This window comes from Streptomyces sp. NPDC007808, assembly GCF_042868655.1.
GTDB lineage: Bacteria > Actinomycetota > Actinomycetes > Streptomycetales > Streptomycetaceae > Streptomyces.
Genome location: NZ_JBIAEQ010000003.1, coordinates 67,302 through 89,033 on the forward strand (window position 1 = coordinate 67,302; position 21,732 = coordinate 89,033).

General features: G+C 70.4%; 21 protein-coding genes and 1 riboswitch. Of the genes, 3 read left to right on the forward strand and 18 right to left on the reverse strand.

What is annotated here, in order from left to right; all coding sequences use genetic code 11:
* Positions 1–10: 10 nt before the first annotated feature.
* The 4 genes from ACFYNL_RS12060 to rlmN form a co-directional block, all read right to left on the reverse strand.
* Entirely contained in the window at positions 11–1,030 is a 1,020-nt protein-coding gene (locus ACFYNL_RS12060) for an ABC transporter ATP-binding protein (RefSeq protein ID WP_388800831.1), read from the reverse strand.
* Entirely contained in the window at positions 1,031–2,707 is a 1,677-nt protein-coding gene (locus ACFYNL_RS12065; protein WP_388800834.1) for an ABC transporter permease, read from the reverse strand.
* The gene (locus tag ACFYNL_RS12070; RefSeq protein WP_388800837.1) at positions 2,683–3,783 is read right to left on the reverse strand and encodes a thiamine ABC transporter substrate binding subunit; all 1,101 of its coding nucleotides are present in this window, start codon (positions 3,781–3,783) and stop codon (positions 2,683–2,685) included. Before ACFYNL_RS12070 ends, ACFYNL_RS12065 begins: the two co-directional genes overlap by 25 nt.
* A 75-nt stretch (positions 3,784–3,858) precedes the next feature.
* Positions 3,859–3,964: riboswitch (TPP riboswitch) on the reverse strand.
* A gap of 24 nt (positions 3,965–3,988) precedes the next feature.
* On the reverse strand, positions 3,989–5,095 hold the full coding sequence (gene rlmN, locus ACFYNL_RS12075) for a 23S rRNA (adenine(2503)-C(2))-methyltransferase RlmN (protein WP_388800840.1): 1,107 nt from the start codon (positions 5,093–5,095) through the stop codon (positions 3,989–3,991).
* A 328-nt stretch (positions 5,096–5,423) separates the two neighbouring features.
* Here rlmN and ACFYNL_RS12080 point away from each other — a divergent pair, with 328 nt between their 5' ends.
* Positions 5,424–6,638: a PP2C family protein-serine/threonine phosphatase gene (locus ACFYNL_RS12080; RefSeq protein WP_388800842.1), complete on the forward strand. Its 1,215-nt coding sequence runs from the start codon at positions 5,424–5,426 to the stop codon at positions 6,636–6,638.
* Between the two features lie 569 nt (positions 6,639–7,207).
* Entirely contained in the window at positions 7,208–7,654 is a 447-nt protein-coding gene (locus tag ACFYNL_RS12085; RefSeq protein WP_388800845.1) for a hypothetical protein, read from the forward strand.
* Positions 7,655–8,008: 354 nt separating this feature from the next.
* Here ACFYNL_RS12085 and ACFYNL_RS12090 read toward each other — a convergent pair whose 3' ends face one another.
* From ACFYNL_RS12090 to rpsB, 6 genes are all read right to left on the reverse strand, one after another.
* Complete coding sequence (locus ACFYNL_RS12090) at positions 8,009–8,458, reverse strand: SRPBCC family protein (RefSeq protein ID WP_388800848.1); 450 nt, start codon at positions 8,456–8,458, stop codon at positions 8,009–8,011.
* Between the two features lie 119 nt (positions 8,459–8,577).
* Positions 8,578–9,735, reverse strand: coding sequence for a phosphatidate cytidylyltransferase (locus tag ACFYNL_RS12095; protein ID WP_388800852.1), 1,158 nt, complete (start codon positions 9,733–9,735; stop codon positions 8,578–8,580).
* Positions 9,735–10,292, reverse strand: coding sequence for a ribosome recycling factor (gene frr, locus ACFYNL_RS12100; protein WP_062709224.1), 558 nt, complete (start codon positions 10,290–10,292; stop codon positions 9,735–9,737). The genes ACFYNL_RS12095 and frr overlap by 1 nt, the downstream gene beginning before the upstream one ends.
* Positions 10,293–10,460: 168 nt before the next feature.
* Positions 10,461–11,219, reverse strand: coding sequence for a UMP kinase (gene pyrH, locus ACFYNL_RS12105; protein WP_019757092.1), 759 nt, complete (start codon positions 11,217–11,219; stop codon positions 10,461–10,463).
* Positions 11,220–11,423: 204 nt separating this feature from the next.
* Entirely contained in the window at positions 11,424–12,260 is an 837-nt protein-coding gene (tsf, locus tag ACFYNL_RS12110; RefSeq protein ID WP_388800856.1) for a translation elongation factor Ts, read from the reverse strand.
* A 161-nt stretch (positions 12,261–12,421) separates the two neighbouring features.
* Complete coding sequence (rpsB, locus tag ACFYNL_RS12115; RefSeq protein ID WP_388800859.1) at positions 12,422–13,315, reverse strand: 30S ribosomal protein S2; 894 nt, start codon at positions 13,313–13,315, stop codon at positions 12,422–12,424.
* A gap of 273 nt (positions 13,316–13,588) precedes the next feature.
* Between rpsB and ACFYNL_RS12120 the strand changes: the two genes are divergently transcribed.
* Entirely contained in the window at positions 13,589–14,227 is a 639-nt protein-coding gene (locus ACFYNL_RS12120; RefSeq protein ID WP_388802652.1) for a murein hydrolase activator EnvC family protein, read from the forward strand.
* Between the two features lie 697 nt (positions 14,228–14,924).
* Here the strand turns inward: ACFYNL_RS12120 and ACFYNL_RS12125 are convergent.
* The 8 genes from ACFYNL_RS12125 to lepB form a co-directional block, all read right to left on the reverse strand.
* On the reverse strand, positions 14,925–15,482 hold the full coding sequence (locus ACFYNL_RS12125) for a TetR family transcriptional regulator (RefSeq protein WP_019755150.1): 558 nt from the start codon (positions 15,480–15,482) through the stop codon (positions 14,925–14,927).
* Between the two features lie 97 nt (positions 15,483–15,579).
* Positions 15,580–16,422, reverse strand: coding sequence for an RNA polymerase sigma factor WhiG (gene whiG, locus ACFYNL_RS12130; RefSeq protein ID WP_388800862.1), 843 nt, complete (start codon positions 16,420–16,422; stop codon positions 15,580–15,582).
* Between the two features lie 293 nt (positions 16,423–16,715).
* Positions 16,716–17,876, reverse strand: coding sequence for a DNA-processing protein DprA (gene dprA, locus ACFYNL_RS12135; protein ID WP_388800865.1), 1,161 nt, complete (start codon positions 17,874–17,876; stop codon positions 16,716–16,718).
* Positions 17,873–19,498 (reverse strand): YifB family Mg chelatase-like AAA ATPase, encoded by a 1,626-nt coding sequence (locus tag ACFYNL_RS12140; protein WP_388800868.1) that lies wholly within the window; start codon positions 19,496–19,498, stop codon positions 17,873–17,875. Before ACFYNL_RS12140 ends, dprA begins: the two co-directional genes overlap by 4 nt.
* 1 nt (position 19,499) lies before the next feature.
* Entirely contained in the window at positions 19,500–19,862 is a 363-nt protein-coding gene (locus ACFYNL_RS12145) for a YraN family protein (RefSeq protein ID WP_388800871.1), read from the reverse strand.
* A gap of 107 nt (positions 19,863–19,969) precedes the next feature.
* A complete protein-coding gene (locus tag ACFYNL_RS12150; protein ID WP_003965949.1) occupies positions 19,970–20,278 on the reverse strand; it encodes a DUF2469 domain-containing protein in 309 nt (102 codons plus the stop codon).
* A 56-nt stretch (positions 20,279–20,334) separates the two neighbouring features.
* Positions 20,335–20,868, reverse strand: coding sequence for an NUDIX hydrolase (locus ACFYNL_RS12155; protein WP_388802655.1), 534 nt, complete (start codon positions 20,866–20,868; stop codon positions 20,335–20,337).
* 10 nt (positions 20,869–20,878) lie between these two features.
* Positions 20,879–21,655, reverse strand: coding sequence for a signal peptidase I (lepB, locus tag ACFYNL_RS12160; protein WP_388800873.1), 777 nt, complete (start codon positions 21,653–21,655; stop codon positions 20,879–20,881).
* Positions 21,656–21,732 lie beyond the last annotated feature (77 nt).

Consider the following 21,732-nt stretch of genomic DNA (forward strand, 5'->3'; position numbering starts at 1 on the left):
CGCGAGCCGATCAACCGAGCACGACAGTTTCCGCCGCGTCGAACTCCACGCCGACCGTGTCCCCGACCGCCGGGGCCTCCCGCAGCGCACAGGCCGCTTCCAGTCGCGGCGCGTCCTCCGGCTGGAGGTGCAGGGCGACATGTGTGCCCTTGAACGTCCGCGCGGTGACCGTGCAGCGCAGTCCCTCGTCGGCGGCCACGAGCCGCACTCCGGCCGGCCGTACGAGCAGCGTCCGCGGCCCCTGGGCGGTGCCCGCGCCGACCGGCAGCTTGCCCCAGGCCGTGTCCGCGGCCTCACCGAGCACCGTGCCCGCGATCACGTTGTCGAAGCCGAGGAAGCGGGCCACGAACTCGTCCACCGGCCGCTGCCACACCTCAAGTGGCGTCCCGCTCTGCGCGATCCGCCCGTCCCGCATCACCACGACCCGGTCGGCGAGCGCGAAGGCCTCCCCCTGGTCGTGGGTCACCGCCAGCACGGTGGTCCCCAACCGGCCGAACAGCTCCCGAAGTTCGACGACCAGCCGCTCCCGCAGCGAGCGGTCGAGCTGGCCCAGCGGCTCGTCCAGCATCAGCAGTCGCGGCCGGGGCGCGAGCGCCCGCGCCAGCGCCACCCGCTGCTGCTCCCCGCCGGAGAGCGAGGCGACGGCTCGGCGAGCGGCGCCCGGCAGCCCGACCAGGTCCAGCAACTCCCCTACCCGCTCGGCCTGTTCCCCCTTGGAAGCGCCGTGCATCCGCGCCCCGAAGGCCACGTTGCCGCCGACGTCCCGCTGCGGGAACAGCTGATGGTCCTGGAACATCAGCCCCACCCCCCGCTTGTGCGCGGGCACCCCGGCCTGGTCCCGCCCGTCGAGCGACACCCGCCCGGCGTCGAGGGGCTGGAGACCCGCCACCGTCCGCAGCAGCGTCGACTTGCCGCTGCCGCTGGGCCCGAGCACGCACACGATCTCGTGCTCGGCGACGTCCAGGTCGACGGCGTCGAGCACCGCCCGCCCACCGAAGCGGACCGTCGCACCTTGCAGGCTCAGCAGCATCTAGAACTCCCCGCTCCGGTCGGTCCGCAGCCGCTCCAGCACCAGCAGGGCCACCGCGCACACCACCATCAGCACCGTCGAAAGGGCCATCGCCTGGCCGTAGTTGAGCTCACCGGCCCGCCCCAGCAGCCGTGCCACGGCGACCGGCAGCGTCGGGTTGTCGGGCCGGGCGATGAAGACGGTCGCGCCGAACTCCCCCAGCGACACCGCGAAGGCGAACCCGGCCGCGATCAGCAACGCCCGCCGTACCATCGGCAGGTCGATCTCCCGCCAGACCCGCCAGGGCGACGCCCCCAGCACCGCCGCCGCCTCCCGCAACCGCTGGTCCACGGCCCGCAGCACGGGCAGCATGGTCCGTACCACGAAGGGCACGCCGACCAGCGCCTGGGCCAGCGGCACCAGGATCCACGTACCGCGCAGATCGAACGGCGGCTCGTCCAGGGCGATCAGGAACCCGAACCCGACCGTCACCGCGGACACCCCGAGCGGCAGCATCAGCAGCGCGTCGAAGCCCCGCACGAACCGGCCCGCGTCCCGCCGGGTCAGCGCGGCGGCGGCCAGAGCGCCGATCAGCACGGCGATGAACGTGGCGACGACCGCGTACCGCAGCGAGTTGCCGATCGCCTCGATCGGCGCGACGAGGAAGACCCCGCCGTCGGCGTCGGTCAGCGCGCGGTAGTAGCCGAAGTCGGGGGCGTCCAGCGACCGCTGGACCAGGACGGCGAGCGGCAGCAGCACCAAGACCGCGACGACGGCCAGGACACCGGCGAGCAGCGCCCACTGCCCCGCACCTCGCGGCCTGCGCGCTGTCACGGACGCGTCCACCAGGCGCAGGGCGCTCTCCCGCCGCCGTACCGTCCAGGCGTGCACGGCGAGGATCGCGCCCACCGCCAGGAACTGGATCATCGTCAGGACGGCGGCCGTGGACAGGTCGAAGATCTCCGAGGTCTGCCGGTAGATCTCCACTTCGAGGGTGGAGAAGGTCGGTCCGCCGAGGATCTGCACCACGCCGAAGGAGGTGAAGGTGAACAGGAAGACCATGAGCGCGGCAGCGGCCACGGCGGGCGCCAGCGCCGGGAGGGTCACGGTCCGCCAGGCGGTCAGGCGGGACGCTCCGAGCATCCGCGCGGCCTCCTCCTGCCGCGGGTCGAGCTGGGACCAGAGCCCGCCGACGGTCCTGACGACGACGGCGTAGTTGAAGAAGACGTGCGCGAGGAGGATCGCCCACACGGTGGTGTCCAGCCGTACGCCCCACAGCTCGTCGAGGAGTCCGCCGCGGCCGACCAGCGCGAGGAACGCCGTGCCGACGACGACCGTCGGCAGCACGAAGGGGACGGTCACCACGGCCCGCAGCACCTGTTTGCCGGGGAAGTCGAAGCGCGCGAAGACATAGGCGCCCGGCAGCGCGATCAGCAGGGTGAGCGCGGTGGAGGCGAGCGCCTGCCAGGTGGTGAACCACAGGACGTGCCGGATGTCGGGCTCCGCGAGCACATCCAGGAGGCGCCCGAACTGCCAGGCCCCGTCGGCCTTCAGACCGCGCGCGACGATGGCGGCGACGGGATAGGCGAAGAAGACCGCGAAGAACGCGACGGGTACGGCGACGAGACCGAGCGGCACCGCCGCGCCCCGCGCGGCCCTCGTGCGGGAGGCCGCTACTTCAGTACGAGCGAGGTCCACGACTTGACCCAGTCGTCACGGTTGTCGGCGATCTTCGCCGGGGCCATCGTCTCGGGGTCCTCCGCCTGCGGGCCGTACTTCGTGAACTCCGGCGGCACCTGGGCGCCCTCGCGCACCGGGTAGACGAACATGTTGAGCGGCATGTCCTCCTGGAACGTCGTGCTCAGCAGGAAGTCGAGGAGCGCCTTGCCGCCCTCGGCGTTGCGGGCGTTGCTCAGCAGGCCCGCGTACTCGACCTGGCGGAAGCAGGTGCCGGTCGCTACGCCTGTGGGCGCGGTGGTCGGCTTGGGATCGGCGTAGATCACCTCGGCGGGCGGTGAGGAGGCGTACGACACGACGAGCGGCCGGTCGGCCTTGGCCTTCTTGCCGCCCGCGGAGCCGGAGAACTCCTCGTTGTAGGCCTGCTCCCAGCCGTCGACGACCTTGACGCCGTTGGCCTTCAGCTTCTTCCAGTAGTCCTGCCAGCCGTCGTCGCCGTACCTGGCGGCGGTGCCGAGCAGGAAGCCCAGGCCCGGCGAGGAGGTGGAGGCGTTCTCGGTGACGAGGAGGTTGCGGTACTCGGGCTTGACCAGGTCGTCGAAGGAGGCGGGCGGGGTCAGCTTGTGCTCGCTGAAGTACGCCTTGTCGTAGTTGACGCAGATGTCGCCGGTGTCGACGGGCGTCACCCGGTGCTTGTCCTGGTCGACCCGGTACTCGGGCAGGACCTGGTCGGAGCCCTTGGCCTCGTACGACTGGAACAGCCCGTTGTCGAGCGCGCGGGAGAGCAGGGTGTTGTCGACGCCGAAGAAGACGTCGCCCTGCGGGTTGTCCTTGGTCAGGATCGCCTTGTTGACGGCCTGCCCGGCGTCGCCGTCCTCCAGGACCTTGACCTTGTAGCCGGACTTCTTCTCGAAGGCGGCGAGGACGTCCTTGGACACGGCCCACGAGTTGTGGCTGACCAGCGTGACGGTCTTGGAACCACCACCGCTGCCCCCTGCGCCGTCGCCGTCGGACGATCCGCACGCGGCCAGCGCGGGCAGCGCGAGGAGACCGAGACCGGCGAGCGAGGCCGTGGCCTTGTACTTGGTGATGCTCACTGATTCCTCCTGGAGTGACCAGGAAGAGACGCGGCCCTGGCCGGAACCCCAGGGGCTCCGGGCAGGGCGCAACAGCTTGAGTGGTGACCGATCTCCCTACCCAGAATGACCTGGGCCAGGTTCGGAGGGTCTGCGGCCGGTGCCGCACTCTCAGCGCTGTGGCGCTCCCCTGTCGGAATATGCAGATGTTCTTACGGCGGTCAGACTACCGCTCGGTCGCGGCGAGCTGCCCACACGCCCCGTCGATCTCCTGACCACGGGTGTCCCGAATCGTCACCGGCACACCATGCGCGGCGATGGCTTCGACGAACGCCTTCTCGTCCTCGGGCCGGGAGGCGGTCCACTTCGAACCGGGAGTCGGGTTCAACGGAATCAGGTTCACATGCACGGGCTTGCCCTTGAGCAGCCGCCCGAGCCGGTCACCGCGCCAGGCCTGGTCGTTGATGTCCCGGATGAGGGCGTACTCGATGGACAGCCGCCGTCCGCTCTTCGCGACGTACTCGAACCCGGCGTCGAGGACCTCCCGCACCTTCCACCGCGTGTTCACGGGGACGAGGGTGTCGCGCAGCTCGTCGTCGGGGGCGTGCAGCGAGATGGCGAGCCGGCACTTGAAGCCCTCGTCGGCGAACCGGTGGATGGCCGGGACGAGCCCGACCGTCGAGACGGTGATCCCGCGCTGGGACAGCCCCAGCCCGTCGGGCTCGGGATCGGTCAGCCGCCGGATGGCCCCCACGACCCGGTTGTAGTTGGCGAGCGGCTCGCCCATCCCCATGAAGACGATGTTCGACAGCCTCGCCGGCCCACCCGGCACCTCTCCGTCCCGCAGCGCCCGCATCCCGTCCACGATCTGGTGGACGATCTCGGCGGTGGACAGATTGCGGTCCAGCCCCGCCTGCCCGGTCGCACAGAACGGGCAGTTCATCCCGCACCCCGCCTGCGAGCTGATGCACATCGTCACCCGGTCCGGGTACCGCATCAGCACCGACTCCACGAGCGTCCCGTCGAACAGCCGCCACAGCGTCTTGCGGGTGTCGCCCTGGTCGGTCGACAGATGCCGTACGACGGTCATCAGCTCAGGGAACAGCTCCTCGCGCAGCTTGTCGCGCGAACCGGCGGGGATGTCGGTCCACTGCTCCGGGTCGTGCGCGTACCGCGCGAAGTAGTGCTGCGAGAGCTGCTTGGCACGAAACGGCTTCTCGCCGATCGCGGCAACGGCGTCCTTGCGCTCTCCGGGCGTGAGATCGGCAAGATGCCGCGGCGGCTTCTTGGCTCCGCGCGGGGCGACGAAAGTGAGTTCTCCGGGCTTAGGCATGGCTGTACCAGTGTCGCAGATCGAATCGGGTGACCTGCGGCTGTCGCCTGCTACGGCTGCCGTAGGTAGTCGTCACCGGTCGCCGCTGAGCGGCCTCGGACGGCCCAGAGAAGGCCCAGAGACGGCCCAGCGGAGATCACTCGTCGGCTGCCGGCCCCTCATCAAGCCGGACCTTGACCTGGCGGTTGTGGGCGGTGCACCCGAGGACCTCCCCGTTGACCAGGCCTTAGTTCACTGATCGGGTTGCCGCCGACAGAGGAAGGGGCGGGTCTCCATCAGGGCGATGCCAGGAAGCATGAATCGCACCATTTGTCCATATCCTGCATCCATGATTATCGACTACGCGGCAGTGTTCAGAGCGCTGCCGGGCGCGGTCGCTCTGCTGACTCCCGAACTGGTCTTCGCCGACGCCAACCTCGCGTGGCTGCGCCAGGCCGGACGCAGCCGCGACCAGGTGGTGGGCCGCTACCTTTTCGACGCCTTCCCCGGCAGCCCGCGGGACCCGGCAGCCTCCGACGCCCGCCACCTGGAGGCATCCCTGCGAGCGGTCCTGGCCAACCGCAAGATCGACATGGACCTGCAGCGCTACGACGTGGAATCCGCGCAGCGCCCCGGCCATTGGGAGGAACGCTACTGGAGCGTGGTCAACGCGCCCGTCTTCGCGCCCGACGGCCAGATCACCCTGGTGATCCACCGCGTCGAGGAAGTCACTGAACTCCTGCGCGCCTCCAGCCGGCCGGACGGCTCACTCCAGCTTGAGGCCGAGCTCTTCAGCCGGATGCGGCAGCTGCACGAAATCAACGAGCGCCTGCGTCGCGCCCACGCCCGCGAGCGCGAGGTCGCCCTCGCCCTGCAGCGCGCCATGCTCCCCGTTCCGCCCCCGATCGGCCATCACCGGTTCGCCGTCCGCTACCGGCCCGCGGTCGGCTCCCTCAATGTCTGTGGCGACTGGTACGACCTGGTCCAACTCCAGGACGGCGACAAGATCGCCGTGGCCGTAGGCGATGTCGTCGGCCACGGCCTGGAGGCCGCAGGCATCATGGGCCAGCTCCGTAGCGCCCTGTCCGCCACCTCCCTGGTCGCCACCGGCCCCGCACAGGCCCTCGAGGTCCTCGGCCGGTACGCGCATTGCGTCACCGGCGCCGAGTCGACCACCGCGGTGACCGCCTTCATCGACTTCAGCCGCCACCTCATCACCTACTCCAGCGCCGGCCACCCCCCTCCGGTCCTTCTTCGTACCGACGGCACTGTGGAGCTGTTGGACCAGGCGACCGATCCGCCGCTGGATGCCGTCTTCGAGTCCAGCCCTCGGCCGGAAGCCACCACCGCCTTCACCGACGGCGGCACCCTCCTGCTCTACACCGACGGACTCATCGAACGCCGCCACCAGGACATCGACACCGGACTCAGCCAACTCACCGACGCCCTGATCCGCCACAAGGAACTCACCACCCCCGAAGCACTCGCCGATGCCGTGATGAACGACCTGATCCCCGCCCAAGGCGTCACAGACGACACCGCCCTGGTCGTCGTCAGCCTGTGAAGCGTCTCAGTGATCGCACTGCAGGTCTCCGCCCGCCGCTGCAGCACAAGACCCGCACGACCCGAAGAGACGACGCGGTCCCTCCCCAGCGGCTGCAACTCCACCTGTCAGGCGGCCCAGAACTTCCCATCGCCTGCTGAGCGACTTTGAAAACGGCTCACCAACGAAAGTCGCTGTTTTGCAGAAACAAGGGGCACGCGTCGCAAGAGTCCCACGCCAGCGGGCGTGGTCCCTGGCGTCCAGGTGGAGCGCGCCACTGTACGAACGACCTGGACGCCAGGGGCCGCGCCTGCTCGGCTCTGCCTGGGTCAATGGTGTGCGGGATGGGAGCCCCCAGCATCGGCCACGACGTGCCCACAGTCGGCGACGGTGCCCCCTCCGTCCCGGTGCCGGCCGATCCCCCGCCGGAGGCACAGTCCTGACGGCTCAGGGACGCCCGGCCCCTAAGGGCAACAACGTCGGACCAGGAAAGCAGTGGACGGCGTCCTATGTCCTAGCCGGGGCGCCGCGCACCCTCACTTCCACCTGACATGCATGCGCCGGGGCAAGGCACGGGAACAATGCTCAACATGGGTGCATGGGGGACATTGTTAGCAACCATTGCTGGTGCCGCGATCGCGCTCGTGGGCCAGCACCTGGTGAAGCGGGCTGAGGAGCGGGCTCGCATCTCGGAGCTTCTACTGGAGCAGTGCGCTGTGGTGGCGGCGTCCTCCACCGAGTTCCGAGACCGCATCTGGGAAGAACGCCACCTGGGCTTGGAGGGGCGAGTAGCTAGTTGGGATCTTTCAGCCCTGCGGCTGGCAACCGCCCGGGTGCACATCCTCTCGAAGGATGAAGCACTGCTCTCGTCACTGGACCAGCTCAGCAGGGCTGGTCGGCGGCTGGGAAGCGGCTGGCGACGTGCGAGCCTGAACGATGCCGACTATTCCGATCTCTGGGACCGCCACGGCGCTGCTGTTAAACAGTTCCTAGCGGCGAGCGGCAAGGCGGTGCGCCGCCGCCTACCTCACTTCTAACCGTCGAGGCACGGCCCAGGGACGGCCCAGGGACGGCACACCAGGTACGAGACGGCCCCTGCTGGCGGCAAAAACCGCTGGTAGGGGCCTTCTTCGTGCCCGGAGCACAGCAGTTCTCCGGGCTTAGGCATGGCCGTACCAGTGTCGCAGGTCGAATCGGGTGACCTGCGACCGTGGCTTTCGACGGCTGTCGTCGCAGATGAGAGCGGCAGCGGCGAGCGCACGGGGCCGTCAGGGAACCGGTGACGGCCGACGCCTGGACCGGGTGCCGACCTGCCCGTCGTCTTCTTCGAGGACGAGGTGGCGGCCCGGGTCGGCGCCCGCCGTGCGTGACCCGGTCCCGCTCGTCTGCCCTCAGCCGCCCGTGCCCTCCAGCCTGTCCTTGAGCAGTCGCTCGTCGCGGGGCAGTTCCTTGCGGACCTGCGGGCGGACGACGAGGGGCACCAGAGCCTTGCCCAGGCCGTGTCCCTCGAAGTCGATGTCTATCGTCAGCCGGGAGCGGCGCCCGCCGTCGAGCGGTTCGATCTCGCCGTGGGTCCGGGGCCGGATGGGACCGTCGACCCCGTGCATGTCCCAGCTGTGCGGTGGGTCGAGCTCGTCGAACTCCATGGTCATCGGAATCTGGCGGCTTCCGATGCGGCGGGTGACCCGGACCTGTGAGCCGGCGTGGACGGGCCCCTCGTCGAGTCGCTCCGCGGAGACCGCGCTCAGCTGCCATTCCGGCAGGTGGGACGGGTCGGTGACATACGCGTAGAGCTCAGCCGGCGTGCAGTCGACGTCGATGACTTCTCGGATGGCGGTCATGACGACCCCCTTCGGGTGCCTTCGATGACGTACACCCGCATCGTCCCACCGCGCGGCCGGGGGCACCACGGCAGAAAGCCCCCGCTCGACAAGAGCGAGGGCTTCCGGTCACGACTTGGTCAGCCCGACCCCACGAAGATCACCATCAGCAGCCACACCACGGGTGCCGTGGGCAGCAGCGAGTCCAGCCGGTCCATGATCCCACCGTGGCCCGGCAGCAAGGTGCCCATGTCCTTGATGCCCAGGTCCCGTTTGATCATGGACTCGCCGAGATCGCCGAGCGTGGCACTGGCCGCGACCGCGAGGCCCAGCAGCAGACCCTGCCACCAGGCTCCGTCGTCGATCAGGAACTCCATGCACAGCGCGCCCGCCACCATCGCGAAGCTCACCGCGCCGAGCAGGCCCTCGCGGGTCTTGCCCGGGCTGATGCGCGGGGCCAGCTTGTGCTTGCCGAAGCGCCAGCCGACGGCGTACGCCCCGGTGTCGCTGACGACCGTCAGCAGCAGGAACGTCAGGACCCGGAACGCCCCGTCCTCAGCGGTGAGCATCATCGCGACGAACGTGGCCAGGAACGGCACGTAGAAGGCGGCGAAGACGCCCGCGGTGACGTCCTTGAGGTAGCCCTCTGGGGGCTCCGTCATGCGCCAGACCAGTACGGCCAGCGCGGTCAGCGCCATCGACACCCAGGCGCCCTCGGCGCCCCGGACGTACCCGGCGACGACCATGGCCGCACCGCCGACCGCGAGCGGCACGAGCGGCGCCTTGATGCCCTTGCGCTCTTCGAGCCGCTTCGTCAGCTCCCACAGGCCCACGACCACGGCGACCGCGACCACGCCGACGAACACGGCCTTGACGACGAACAGCGACGCGACGATCACCACGCCGAGTCCGACACCGACTCCTATGGCCGCACCCAGGTCGCGCCCCGCGCTCTTCTTCTGCGGCGGGGGCGCCGGCTGCGGGGCGTCGGGCATGGGCTCCGGATTCTGCGGCGCCGCCTCGAAGGGCCGCGCCTGCGGCGTGTCGTAAGGCCGCGCCTGCGGCGGCTGGTCGCGGAACAAGGGGCCGCTCAGCCGAGCGGCCCCCCGGTCGTCATCCTGGTCTCCGCCGTACGCGGGTACCTCGGGCACGATGGGCATGGGGCGAGTCTGCTGCGCCTCAGGCGCATCGTACGTGGGACCCGCCGGGGCAGCCCCCTGGACAGGTCCACGGTCGGCGGCCCCCCAGTACCCGGCCTGCCCGGCTTGTGGCGGAGCGCCCCAGGAAGAGTCGTTCATCAGACCTCGAGCAGCTCAGCTTCCTTGTGCTTGAGGAGCTCGTCCACCTGAGCGACGTACTTGTGCGTGGTGTCGTCGAGCTCCTTCTCCGCGCGGCGGCCCTCGTCCTCGCCGATCTCGCCGTCCTTGATCAGCTTGTCGATGGCGTCCTTCGCCTTGCGGCGGACGGAGCGAATGGACACCCGCGCGTCCTCGGCCTTGCCCTTGGCGACCTTGATGTAGTCGCGGCGGCGCTCCTCGGTGAGCTCGGGGAACACCACTCGGATGATGTTGCCGTCGTTGCTCGGGTTGACGCCCAGGTCGGAGTCCCGGATCGCCTGCTCGATGTTGCGCAGCGCGGTCTTGTCGAACGGGGTCACGACCGCCATGCGCGGCTCCGGCACGGAGAACGAAGCCAGCTGGTTGATCGGCGTCGGCGCACCGTAGTAGTCGGCCACGATCTTGTTGAACATCGCCGGGTGCGCACGGCCGGTGCGGATCGCGGCGAAGTCCTCCTTGGCGACCACGACGGCCTTCTCCATCTTCTCCTCGGCCTCGAGGAGGGTCTCTTCGATCACCACTTGCTCCTGCGTCTTGAGTAAAGGCCCGGCTGCGGTTCCTGGATGGAGGGCGGCGGCCGGCTGCGTCGCGTCTTCTTCCTGCACGGTTCCCGACCCGCAGGACATTGTCCATCCCCCGGTCAGGGTCCGTCCCGTCCGTCCCCCGGACGGGGTGGTACTCGGGCGTCAGCCCTGGCTGCCCTGCTCACCCACGAGCGTGCCGATCTTCTCACCCTTGACGGCGCGGGCGATATTGCCCTCCGTCAGAAGCTCGAAGACGAGGATCGGGAGGTTGTTGTCGCGGCACAGGGTGATGGCGGTGGCGTCGGCGACCTTCAGGTCGCGGGTGATGACCTCGCCGTAGCCGAGGGAGTCGAACTTGACCGCGTCGGGATTGGTCTTGGGGTCGGCGTCGTAGACCCCGTCCACGCCGTTCTTGCCCATGAGCAGCGCCTCGGCGTCGATCTCCAGGGCGCGCTGGGCGGCGGTGGTGTCGGTGGAGAAGTACGGCATGCCCATACCGGCGCCGAAGATGACCACACGGCCCTTCTCCAGGTGGCGCACGGCCCGCAGCGGGATGTACGGCTCGGCGACCTGGCCCATGGTGATGGCGGTCTGGACCCGGCTGTCGATGCCCTCCTTCTCCAGGAAGTCCTGGAGGGCGAGACAGTTCATCACGGTGCCGAGCATGCCCATGTAGTCGGAGCGGGCCCGGTCCATGCCGCGCTGCTGGAGTTCGGCACCGCGGAAGAAGTTGCCACCGCCGATGACGACCGCGACCTGCGCGCCGTCACGCACGACGGCGGCGATCTCGCGGGCGATCTTGTGCACCACGTCCGGGTCGACGCCGAGTCCCCCGCCACCGGAGAAGGCCTCTCCGGACAGCTTCAGCAGAAACCGGCCGTGTACTTTGCCGTCGTCGCTCTTCTGGGCCTTGGTGGTCATCGAGATCCCGCCTTTGTTACGTGGTGCACATACGAAGAAGGCCACTGCCGGCCCGGGCGTGTTTCGCATCCCATGCGCGGCAATGGCCTCCTCGTCAGATCTGCTGTCGTCCGTCACGCGCGCGTGCGTGGTGACGGCATCCGTCATGGATGCTGACGACTGCCTTCGACCCTATCGGGGTCGAGCGTCGATCGCGGTACGGACTCAGATGCCGACCTTGATGCGCGTGAAGCGCTTCAGGGTGACACCGGCCTCGTCCAGGACCTTCTGGACCGACTTCTTGTTGTCGAGCGCGTACGGCTGACCGAGCAGCGTGGCGTCCTTGAAGAAGCCGTTCACCCGACCCTCGACGATCTTGGCGATCGCGGCCTCGGGCTTGCCCTCGGCGCGGGTGGTCTCCTCGGCGATACGACGCTCGGACTCGATGACCTCGGCCGGCACGTCCTCCTTGGAGAGGTACTTCGGCGCGAAGGCGGCGATGTGCTGGGCGACGCCCTTGGCGACCTCGGCGTTCGGCTTGTCCAGCTCGACGAGGACACCGATCTGCGGGGGCAGGTCGGGCATCGTGCGGTGCATGTACGCGATCACGAAGCCGTCGGCGAACTGCGCGAAGCGGTCCAGGACGATCTTCTCGCCGAGGTTGGCGTTGGCCTCGTCCACGAACGCCTGGACGGTCTTGCCGGCCTCGATCTCGGAGGCGAGCAGGGCCTCGATGTCGGCCGGGGAGGTCTTGGCGACGTGCTCGGCGATCGCGGTGGCGACGGCCTGGAACTTCTCGCCCTTGGCGACGAAGTCCGTCTCGCACTTCAGCTCGACGAGGACACCGGAGGAGTTGTCGTCAGCGATGATCGAGACCACGGCGCCGTTCTCGGCGGAGCGGCCCTCACGCTTGGCGACGCCCTTCTGGCCCTTGATGCGGAGCGCCTCGACGGCCTTCTCGACGTTGCCCTCGGCCTCGTCCAGCGCCTTCTTGCAGTCCATCATGCCGGCGCCCGTGAGCTCACGGAGCTTCTTGACGTCGGCGGCGGTGTAGTTCGCCATGAGTCTGTGAATCTTTCTCGAAGTCTGGAAGATCGAAGATCTACGGGGTGCGACCTCAACTGTGGACGGAGGTCGCTGCCTACCGCTGACCTACGGGTGAACGGCGGGAGCGGACTTGACTGGTCGCAGGACCGCTCCCGCCGTCAACGCTGACAAGACGGTCAGGCCTGCTCGCCCTCGGCGGCCGGAGCCTCGGCGGCGGGGGCCTCGGCGGCCGGAGCCTCGGCGGCGGGGGCCTCGGCAGCGGGCGCCTCGGCAGCGGCCGGGGCCTCCTCGGCCTTCTTCTCGCCCTCGAGCAGGTCGCGCTCCCACTCGGCGAGCGGCTCGCCCGCGGCCTTCTCGCCCTTGCCCTCCGTCGCCACGCCGGAACGGGCGATGAGGCCCTCGGCGACGGCGTCGGCGATCACACGGGTGAGCAGGGTGACGGAGCGGATCGCGTCGTCGTTGCCCGGGATCTTGTAGTCGACCTCGTCGGGGTCGCAGTTGGTGTCGAGGATGGCGACAACCGGAATGTTCAGCTTCCGGGCCTCACCAACGGCGATGTGCTCCTTCTTGGTGTCCACGATCCAGACGGCGCTGGGCACCTTCTGCATCTCGCGGATACCGCCGAGGGTCTTCTCCAGCTTGGCCTTCTCGCGGGAGAGGACCAGCAGCTCCTTCTTGGTCAGACCGGAGGACGCGACGTCCTCGAAGTCGATCTGCTCAAGCTCCTTCAGGCGCTGCAGACGCTTGTAGACCGTCGAGAAGTTGGTGAGCATGCCGCCCAGCCAGCGCTGGTTGACGTAGGGCATGCCGACGCGGGTGGCCTGCTCGGCGATGGCCTCCTGCGCCTGCTTCTTCGTGCCGACGAACATGACCGTGCCGCCGTGGGCGACGGTCTCCTTGACGAACTCGTAGGCGCGGTCGATGTACGACAGCGACTGGAGCAGGTCGATGATGTAGATGCCGTTGCGCTCCGTGAAGATGAACCGCTTCATCTTCGGGTTCCAACGACGGGTCTGGTGACCGAAGTGGACGCCGCTCTCCAGCAGCTCCCGCATCGTGACGACGGCCATGGCCGTATCTCCTTGAATGTTCTCGGTTGTGCCGCGGATGCCGGACGGCTCCCGCGCCTGACGCCCACATGCGCCGTGCCACGAAGGACCGAGGGGCGCTGACACGGACCGTTTCCGGTGGCCGTGTCGGGGCGTGCGAAGTCGACCCGGTGACCCGGATCGCCAGAAGAAGTGTACGGGACCCGCGAGGCGGCGGGTGACGCCGATGTCCACAACCCGGGAGTTGTCCACAGATCCCGGCCATGATCGACGGACATGCGCGACGGTTCTGCCATGCGAGCGAATCGATGTGCGAGGAAGCCGGGAACGCCCCGGGCGGTCGGCGCGGCGAGGGTCTGCGGGCGGCTGATTCTGCTGCTGCTCCTGACGGCGGCCGTCCTGCTGGCACCGGCCCCGCGGCTGACCCCGACCGCCACGACGGCCCGCGCGGAGCCGGCCCCGGCGCCTGTGGTTCCGCCGATCGGGCGCACCTGGCCCGTGGCCTCACGCCCCTCGATCCTCCGCGGTTGGGAACCCCCGGCCTCCCCGTACGCCCGCGGCCACCGCGGCATCGACCTGGCGGCCGCCGGCGCATCCCCGGTGCGGGCGGTGGCGGCCGGACGGGTGTCCTTCGCGGGCCGGGTCGCGGGAAAGGGGGTGGTCTCGGTGGAGCTGACGGGGACGGGAAGTCCACCCTTGCGGACGACGTACGAGCCGGTGCGGGCGACCGTGAGGAAAGGCGACGAGGTGGACGCGGGCCAGGTCGTGGGCACGGCGGAGGCGACCGGGTCGCACTGCGCGGGGACGTGCGTGCACTGGGGGCTGCGGAGAGGCGAGGCCTATCTGGATCCGCTCGCGCTGCTGCCGCCCTGGCTGCTGCACAGGGGACCATCGCGGTTGCTGCCGGTACTGGGGGTGCCCGTGCCGCGGTGAGCGAGATCGCCGCCGCCTTCGCCCTCCGTCCGCCGTCAGTCGCCCGTCGTCCGTCGCCTGTCGCCCGTGGTCTGCCGTCTGCCGTCGTTCGTACTGCGTCATCCGTCATCCGTCATCCGTCAGGCGCCAGCGCTCCGGGCCTCCGGGCTTCGGGCTTCGGGCTTCGGGCTTCGGGCTTCGGGCTTCTGACCTCCGAGCCTCCGAGCCTCCGGGCCTCCGGCAGCGGCGGTGGCCGTGCTGAGCCGGGGGACGCGGGTTCGCGCGACACGGGTGGGCATCGCCGGGCACGGACCTCACGAGCGGACGCCGCCGGGCACGGACCTCACGAGCAGACACCGCCGGCACGGACCTCACAGGCAGACACCGCCAGGCACGGACCTCACAGGCAGACACCGCCAGGCACAGGGGCCGCACAGGCAGGCACCGCCGCGGACCTCGCAGGCGGGCGCCGCCCGGCGCGGGCCGTGCAGAAGGGCTCGGGCTCAAGGACCGGCCTCGCTGGGCACGGGCCACACCGAAAGAGCCGACGTCACAGGCGGGCACCCGCCGGGCGCCGACGGCACAGGCCGCCACCGGCGAGCGCATGCGCCCCCGTGAGGGCGTGCCGAGCGAGGCGCCCGACCGGCCGGCGCGCCCTCGCAGAGGAGGCACACCCCCTCGACCCGACCCGGGTCAAGCGAACGGCCCACCCGAACGGTCAGCCCCCAACCCCCCGCAGCGCCATGGCCACGGCGGCCTCGGTGATGGCCGAAGGCTCCTCCGCCGCGCCCAGCTCGATCCGCCGCACGGCCGCGTCCACGACGCCCTGCAACAGCATGGCCGCCAGCCGAGGCTCGCGGTGCCCCATCTCCGCCAGCGCCTCGACGATCATCGCGACCAGGCCGCCGTGCGCCGCCCGGATCTTCTCCCGGGCCCCCGCGTCCAGCTCACTCGCGGAGATCGCCACCACAGCCCGGTGCCGCCGGTCCCCGACCAGCGCGAGCTGCTGTCGTACGTACGCCTCGACCTTGCCCTCGGCCGTCGACTCCCGTTCCATCGCCGTGGAGACCTCCGCGGCCCACAGGGGGAAGTCGACCTCGCACAGTTCCTCGACCACGGCTGCCCGCGAACGGAAGTACTCGTACACGGACGAGCGCGCGAGTCCCGTCCGCTCGGCGAGAGCCGGGAAGGTCAGCGCCTCCGTCCCGCCCTCGGACAACAGGGACCGCGCCGCGTCCAGCAGGGCGGCTCGCTGCATCGACCGGTGCTCGGCCACGGAGGCCGCTCGAATCCTTGGCACGTCAACCACTTTACGGAGGTGCCACCACGGACGGGAGTCTCTCCGCGGAACCCCAACGACGCGCCCCGCCCGGTCAACGACCGAAGCCGGCCAGCTTCGCCCGCAGCTGCAGCACCGACTTGGTGTGGATCTGACTCACCCGGCTCTCGGTCACGCCCAGCACATTGCCGATCTCGGCGAGGGTCAGCCCCTCGTAGTAGTACAGCGTGACGACCGTCTTCTCCCGCTCCGGCAGGGTGTTGATCGCCCGTGCCAGGAACCGTCGCAGCTCCCGGTCCTCGGCCACCTCCACCGGATTGTCCGCGGCGGTGTCCTCCAGCGTGTCCATGACGCTCAGACCGTCGCCGCCCTCGCCGCCGACGTGCAGCAACTCCTCCAGTGCCACCACGTTCGCCAGCGACAACTGGCTGAACACGGCGTGGAGTTCGTCCACGGCGATGCCCATCTCGACGGCCACCTCCGCCTCCGTGGGCGTCCGCCGCAGCCGCGCCTCCAGGGTCGCGTAGGCCCGCTCCACGTTCCGCGCCTTCTGCCGCACGGACCGCGGGATCCAGTCCAGGGCCCGCAGCTCGTCGATCATCGCGCCCCTGATGCGCGTGATCGCGTACGTCTCGAACTTGATCTCCCGGTCGATGTCGAACTTCTCGATCGCGTCGATGAGCCCGAAGACCCCGGAGGACACGAAGTCCGCTTGCTCGACGTTGGGCGGCAGACCGACGCTCACCCGGCCTGCCACGTACTTGACGAGCGGCGAGTAATGCAGGATCAGCTGCTCGCGCAACCGCTCGTCCCCCGTCGCCTTGTACGACCGCCACAGCTCGTCGAGTGTCGAGGGAGCGGGTGGTCGCACGCTGCCACCGTCGCGGGCGGCTGGGGGGAGCGCCGCCCGGTCGGGCCCGGAGGTGTGCTGGGGCATTCGTTGCCTTGTGCCGTTCTGCCGTGAACTGGGGCGGCCTGGGGGAGCTGCCGGTCTGACGTCGTTCTGGTGCCGTTCGGGGGTCGTGGTGTCGTTCTGCGCCGGAATCCCCGTGAGCGTAGCGTGACTGCGGAGTCGCGGTGTGCGAAGAGCGGAGCGCAAGCCGTACGCAGATACGTTCCGCTGGACGCCCCACCGGGGCAGGGCGATCGCTCTACGTGATCACCCGAACACCCCAACTGGGGGAATTCACAAGGGCGTCCGTGTTCCCCCGTACGGCCGAACACGCTCGGTCAACAGTGACGTCGAGCGACTCGAACGGACATCACTGCCTGGCGTGTCAACTTCCAGCCGTCGCCGTGTCGTTCGACGTAACCAAGTGAGCGGAGTTCGTACAGTCGCGCGACCGCGTCGTCCTCGCTGGTCTGGGCGCCGCGCGCGACCTCGTCCGCTCTCGCCGCGCCACGAGCGGGCAGTGCGGACAGGACGCGACGCGCGCCCGGTTCCAGCAGGTCGCGCGGCAGGACGGGCCCACGTCGCTCGGGCGCGAGTTCTCCCATGTCACCCACGAGTTCGACGATCTCGGCGGCATCGGTGACCAGTACGGCGTCAGCGCGCAGCAGTTCGTGGGCGCCGGCGGAGAGCCCGCTGGTGGCGGGGCCGGGTACCGCCATCGTGTGCCGGCCCAGCCGCTGGGCGGCCCGAGCCGTGACCAGTGAGCCGCTGCGGTGGGCGGCCTCGACGACGACCGTGCCTCGGGTCAGAGCCGCGATCACCCGGTTGCGCACGATGAACCGGCTGGGCGTCGGGTGATCGCCCGGAGGCAGTTCCCCGATCACCAGCCCCTGGCCCGCGATCCTGTTGATCAACTGGGTGTGCCCGCGTGGGTAGGGACGGTCGACCCCGCAGGCCAGCACGGCGACGGTGGCACCGCCGACGCCGAGGGCGCCACGATGGGCCGCGCCGTCGACGCCGTAGGCCCCGCCGGACACCACCACCCATCCCCGCTCGGCGAGGTCACCGGCGAGGGTGGCCGCCATGTGGGCGCCGTACTCGGTGCAGGCTCGCGCCCCGACGACGGCCACGGAACGCAGGGCCCACATCCGCAGACTGGCCGGCCCTCGCACCCACAACCCGATGGGCCGCGCGTCCCCCAGGTCGTCGAGTTGCCGCGGCCACTCCATGTCCCCGGGGCGCAGGAACCGCACCCCGGCCTCCCGGGCGACGTCGAGGTCCCGGCGGGGGTCGGCCGACAGCGCGCGGGCCCGCAGGCCGTCCCACCGCTTGTCGCTCACGCCCGGCAGGGGCTGTGCCCCCTCCCGAAGCCGCCGCACCACTTCCCCCACCCCGTACTCCCGCACCCAACGTCCGGCGGCCTCGTCCCCGGGCTCGACGACCCGGCTCAGAAAGACCCGCCCGAGCAGTTCGCGGTCAGGCGCCGCGGCCCCGGTCATGTCATCGCCCCGATGGCCATGGGCACGCCCCGCGGCACGCCGGTGCGCAGTTGCAGTGCCAGGGCGACGTCCGCCGCGTCGGGCCGGTCGTGGCCGACGAGGTCCGCGACGGTCCAGGCGACGCGCAGGACGCGGTCGAGTCCGCGGGCGGTCAGCACTCCGCGCTCCAGGTTGCGTTCCGCCTCGTCCATGGCACCGGCCATGGCATGCCAGCGGCTGCGCAGCTCCCGGCCCGGGACCTCGCTGTTGGTGTGCCACGGGGTGCCGGCGAGCCGGGCCGAGGCCCGCTCCCTGGCCGCCCGCACCCGGTCGGCGACGATCGCCGTGGACTCGCCCCGGGCCCCGCGCTCGGCCAGCTGTGCGCGCGTGACGCGGTCCACCTCCACCCGGAGGTCGACCCGGTCGAGCAGCGGCCCGGACAGCCGCGCCTGGTAGCGGCGGATCGCCGAGGGCGGGCACTCGCACATGTCGTCCGTCCGGGAGAAGCGGCCGCAGGGGCAGGGGTTGGCCGCGAGCACCATGAGGAACTTGGCCGGAAAACGTACGACCCCCGCGCTGCGCGCGATCACGACATGCCCGGCCTCCAGCGGCTGTCGCAGGGCGTCGAGGGCCCGGCTGCTGAACTCGGGGGTCTCGTCCAGAAAGAGGACGCCCCGGTGGGACAGTGACACCGCGCCGGGCCGCGCGATGCCGGGACCACCGCCGACGAGGGCCTGCATCGTCGCCGAGTGGTGGGGGGCGCAGTAGGGGGCCACGTCGATCAGGGGCTTTCCCGGAGGCAGCAGTCCGGCCACCGAGTGCACCGCCGTCACCTCCAGGGACTCTCCCCGGCTGAGCCGGGGCAGGATGGCCGGCAGCCGCTCCGCGAGCATCGTCTTGCCCGCGCCGGGCGGTCCTTCGAGGAACAGGTGGTGGCCGCCCGCGGCAGCGACCTCCACGGCCGTGCGCGCCGACATCTGCCCCACCACGTCGGCGAGGTCATGGCCGTGCTCGGGCTGGGTGGCGCCCATGCCGCGCATACCCGTGGCCGTGCCCGTCCCCGGCATGCGCAGACCGGCGAGCAGCGGATCGGGGCGTCCCGGCTCGGCGGGTTCCTCCTCGGGCACCGGCTCGTCCCCGAGGACGGCGATCAGCTGGCGCAGGCTGCGTACGCCCAGTACGGACACCCCCGGCACCAGCGAGGCCTCGGCCGCGGCGCACTCCGGGACGACCACCTGTTCGTAGCCTGCCTCCGCCGCCGCCAGCACGGCGGGCAGGATGCCCCGCACGGGGCGCACCCGTCCGTCCAGGCCGAGCTCTCCGATCATCACGATGTCGGCGAGGACCCGTGGATCGATGCGCTCGCAGGCGCCGAGGACGGCGCAGGCGACGGCCAGGTCGAAGCCGCTGCCGGCCTTGGGCACCGAGGCGGGGCTGAGGCCGACGGTGAGCTTCTTCTGCGGCCATTCACCGCCGGAGTTCACGACGGCCGCCCGCACACGGTCCCGGCTCTCGGTCAGGCTCTTGTCCGGCAGTCCCACCAAGGTGAAGGCCGCCACCCCCGGCTCCAGGTCCGCCTGCACCTCGACCACCACGCCCTCGACGCCCACGAGGGCCACCGAGCAGGTACGCGCGAATCCCATGTCAGGCCACCCCCCGGGCGTGCTCGACCACGGGGGCGCCGCGCTCGGGCAGGACGACGCCGACGAGGTCGATGCGGACTCCGCCGGGTGGTGCGCCTCCGTGCGCGTGGATCCAGCGTTCCGCGAGGCCGCGCAGCCGCTGCGCCTTCTCGGGGGTCACGGCTGCCATCGGGTGCTCGTACCCGATGGCCCTGCGTGTCTTCACCTCGCAGACGACCAGGACGTCACCGTCCCTGGCGACGATGTCGATCTCTCCGGTCCTGCCGCAGCGCCAGTTGCGCTCCAGAACCGTCATCCCGGCCTCGACCAGCCGGCGGGCGGCGAGATTCTCGCCGTACTTGCCGAGTGCACTGCGTGCGTTCATGTCGGCACCACCTCCGGCGCCAACGATGAAGCCGACTCAGCGAGCTGTTGGATCTTGGTGGACAAGTCCGCGACTGTGGAAAACCCGCTCACCCCTGCGGGTGACCATCACCCGCCGGGAAGCTCCAGATCGCTCTTGTTCAGCTCCTCGATGTTCACGTCCTTGAATGTGAGGACCCGTACCTGCTTCACGAAGCGAGCCGGTCGGTACATGTCCCACACCCAGGCGTCTGCCATGGACACCTCGAAGAAAACCTCACCCTGGACCGAGTGCACCTGCATCTCGTAGTCGTTGGTCAGGTAGAAACGCCGCTCGGTCTCGATCACGTACTTGAACAGACCGACGACATCGCGGTACTCCCGATAGAGCTTGAGCTCCATCTCGGTCTCGTACTTCTCGAGGTCCTCGGCGCTCATGGCATGTTCCCCTTCAGCCGTGCGATCCCACCATTGTGCGCCAGTCCCGTCAGCACCTAGACGATTTCAGGGTCAAGGGTCACGGGCCCGGCGGGGGGACCTTCGTCGAGCAGCGTGCGCAGCAGCTCGGCGAGTCTGGTCGGATACACCGTCTCATGTGCTCGGGCAAGTTCCTGACACGTCCACCAGCGCGCTCCGGCCACGCTGCGCCGCTCCAGCTCGGTGAGGCCGACGGCCCGGGTGGCCGTCTGCGTCGTACGGGCCAGGTAGTACCACTCGTCCTGGTCCCAGCGACGACCCGCGAACGGGAAGGAGCACATGCGCCGCCACAGCACGGGGCCGAGTTCGACCTCCGTGATGCCGGTCTCCTCGACGAGTTCCCGCAAGGCGGCCTCTTCACGGCTCTCGTCGCCCTCGACTCCGCCGCCCGGGGTGAACCACCAGTCGTCGGCCGGATCCTCCGGCTCATGGCCGTGCAGCAGCAGGATGCGGTCCCGCGGATCGAGCAGTACCACGCGGGCGACCTTGCGCAGCCCGCCTGCGTACGAGTCGCCGTGCGGGCTCTGCGCACGGTACGGCTCGTCCGCCACGTCCGCGGCCTCAGCGGGCACCGGTGGGCTCCGTCCGGGCGCGGGAAGCGCCTGCGAGCCGCTTGGCGATCGGGCCGTAGGCCCCGCCACCCAGAACCAGCACGGCGCCCGCGACGATCAGGGCGACGATGGTCCGCAGCGGGCCGGGCGAGGACAGCCCACCGAGGCTTTCGAAACCCGTGGGGCGCGGCAGCAAGCCGTCCATGGGCCAGACGACGGCGTCCACCCGGGCCGACACGGCGTCGCGTCCCACGGTGCCGCCGGCGGCGTCCGTGAGATGGGCCGTGGAGTCCAGGGAGCCGCTGCGCTCGTCGCCCAGCAGGAAGAGCCGACCCTTGGGCACCTTCACGGTCGGGAAGTGCTCGATCCCGGCCAGGCTGCCCTCGGCGAGATAGGGCTCGTCGATCCGCTTGCCGTTGACGGTCAGCTTGCCGTCCGTGCAACAGGCGACGACGTCCCCGCCGACGGCGACCACGCGCTTGACCACGGGCGCGTTGCTCACCCAGGACTTGTCGGTGAACACGACCACGTCACCGCGGCGTACCTCACCGCCGTCGACCCGCTGGGCCAGTACCCGCTGACCCGCATCGATCGTCGGCGCCATCGAACCGGTGGGCACGGTGTACGGCCGGTAGACGACCGCTCCCCAGGCGAATCCGCCCAGGAACAGCACAAGGCCCAGCGCCACGGCCAGCCCGGACAACCGCTGTCCGGTCCGGCTGCCCGCCGGGCCACTGCTCGCGCCACCGTGATGCGGCACCGTACGTGTCGTGCTCTCGCCACCCATGGGTCCGCACCCTACCCGGCGGTACCGACCCCCGGCAGCCCCTCCCGAGCGCCCGGGGCCACCACCTCACCAAAGCT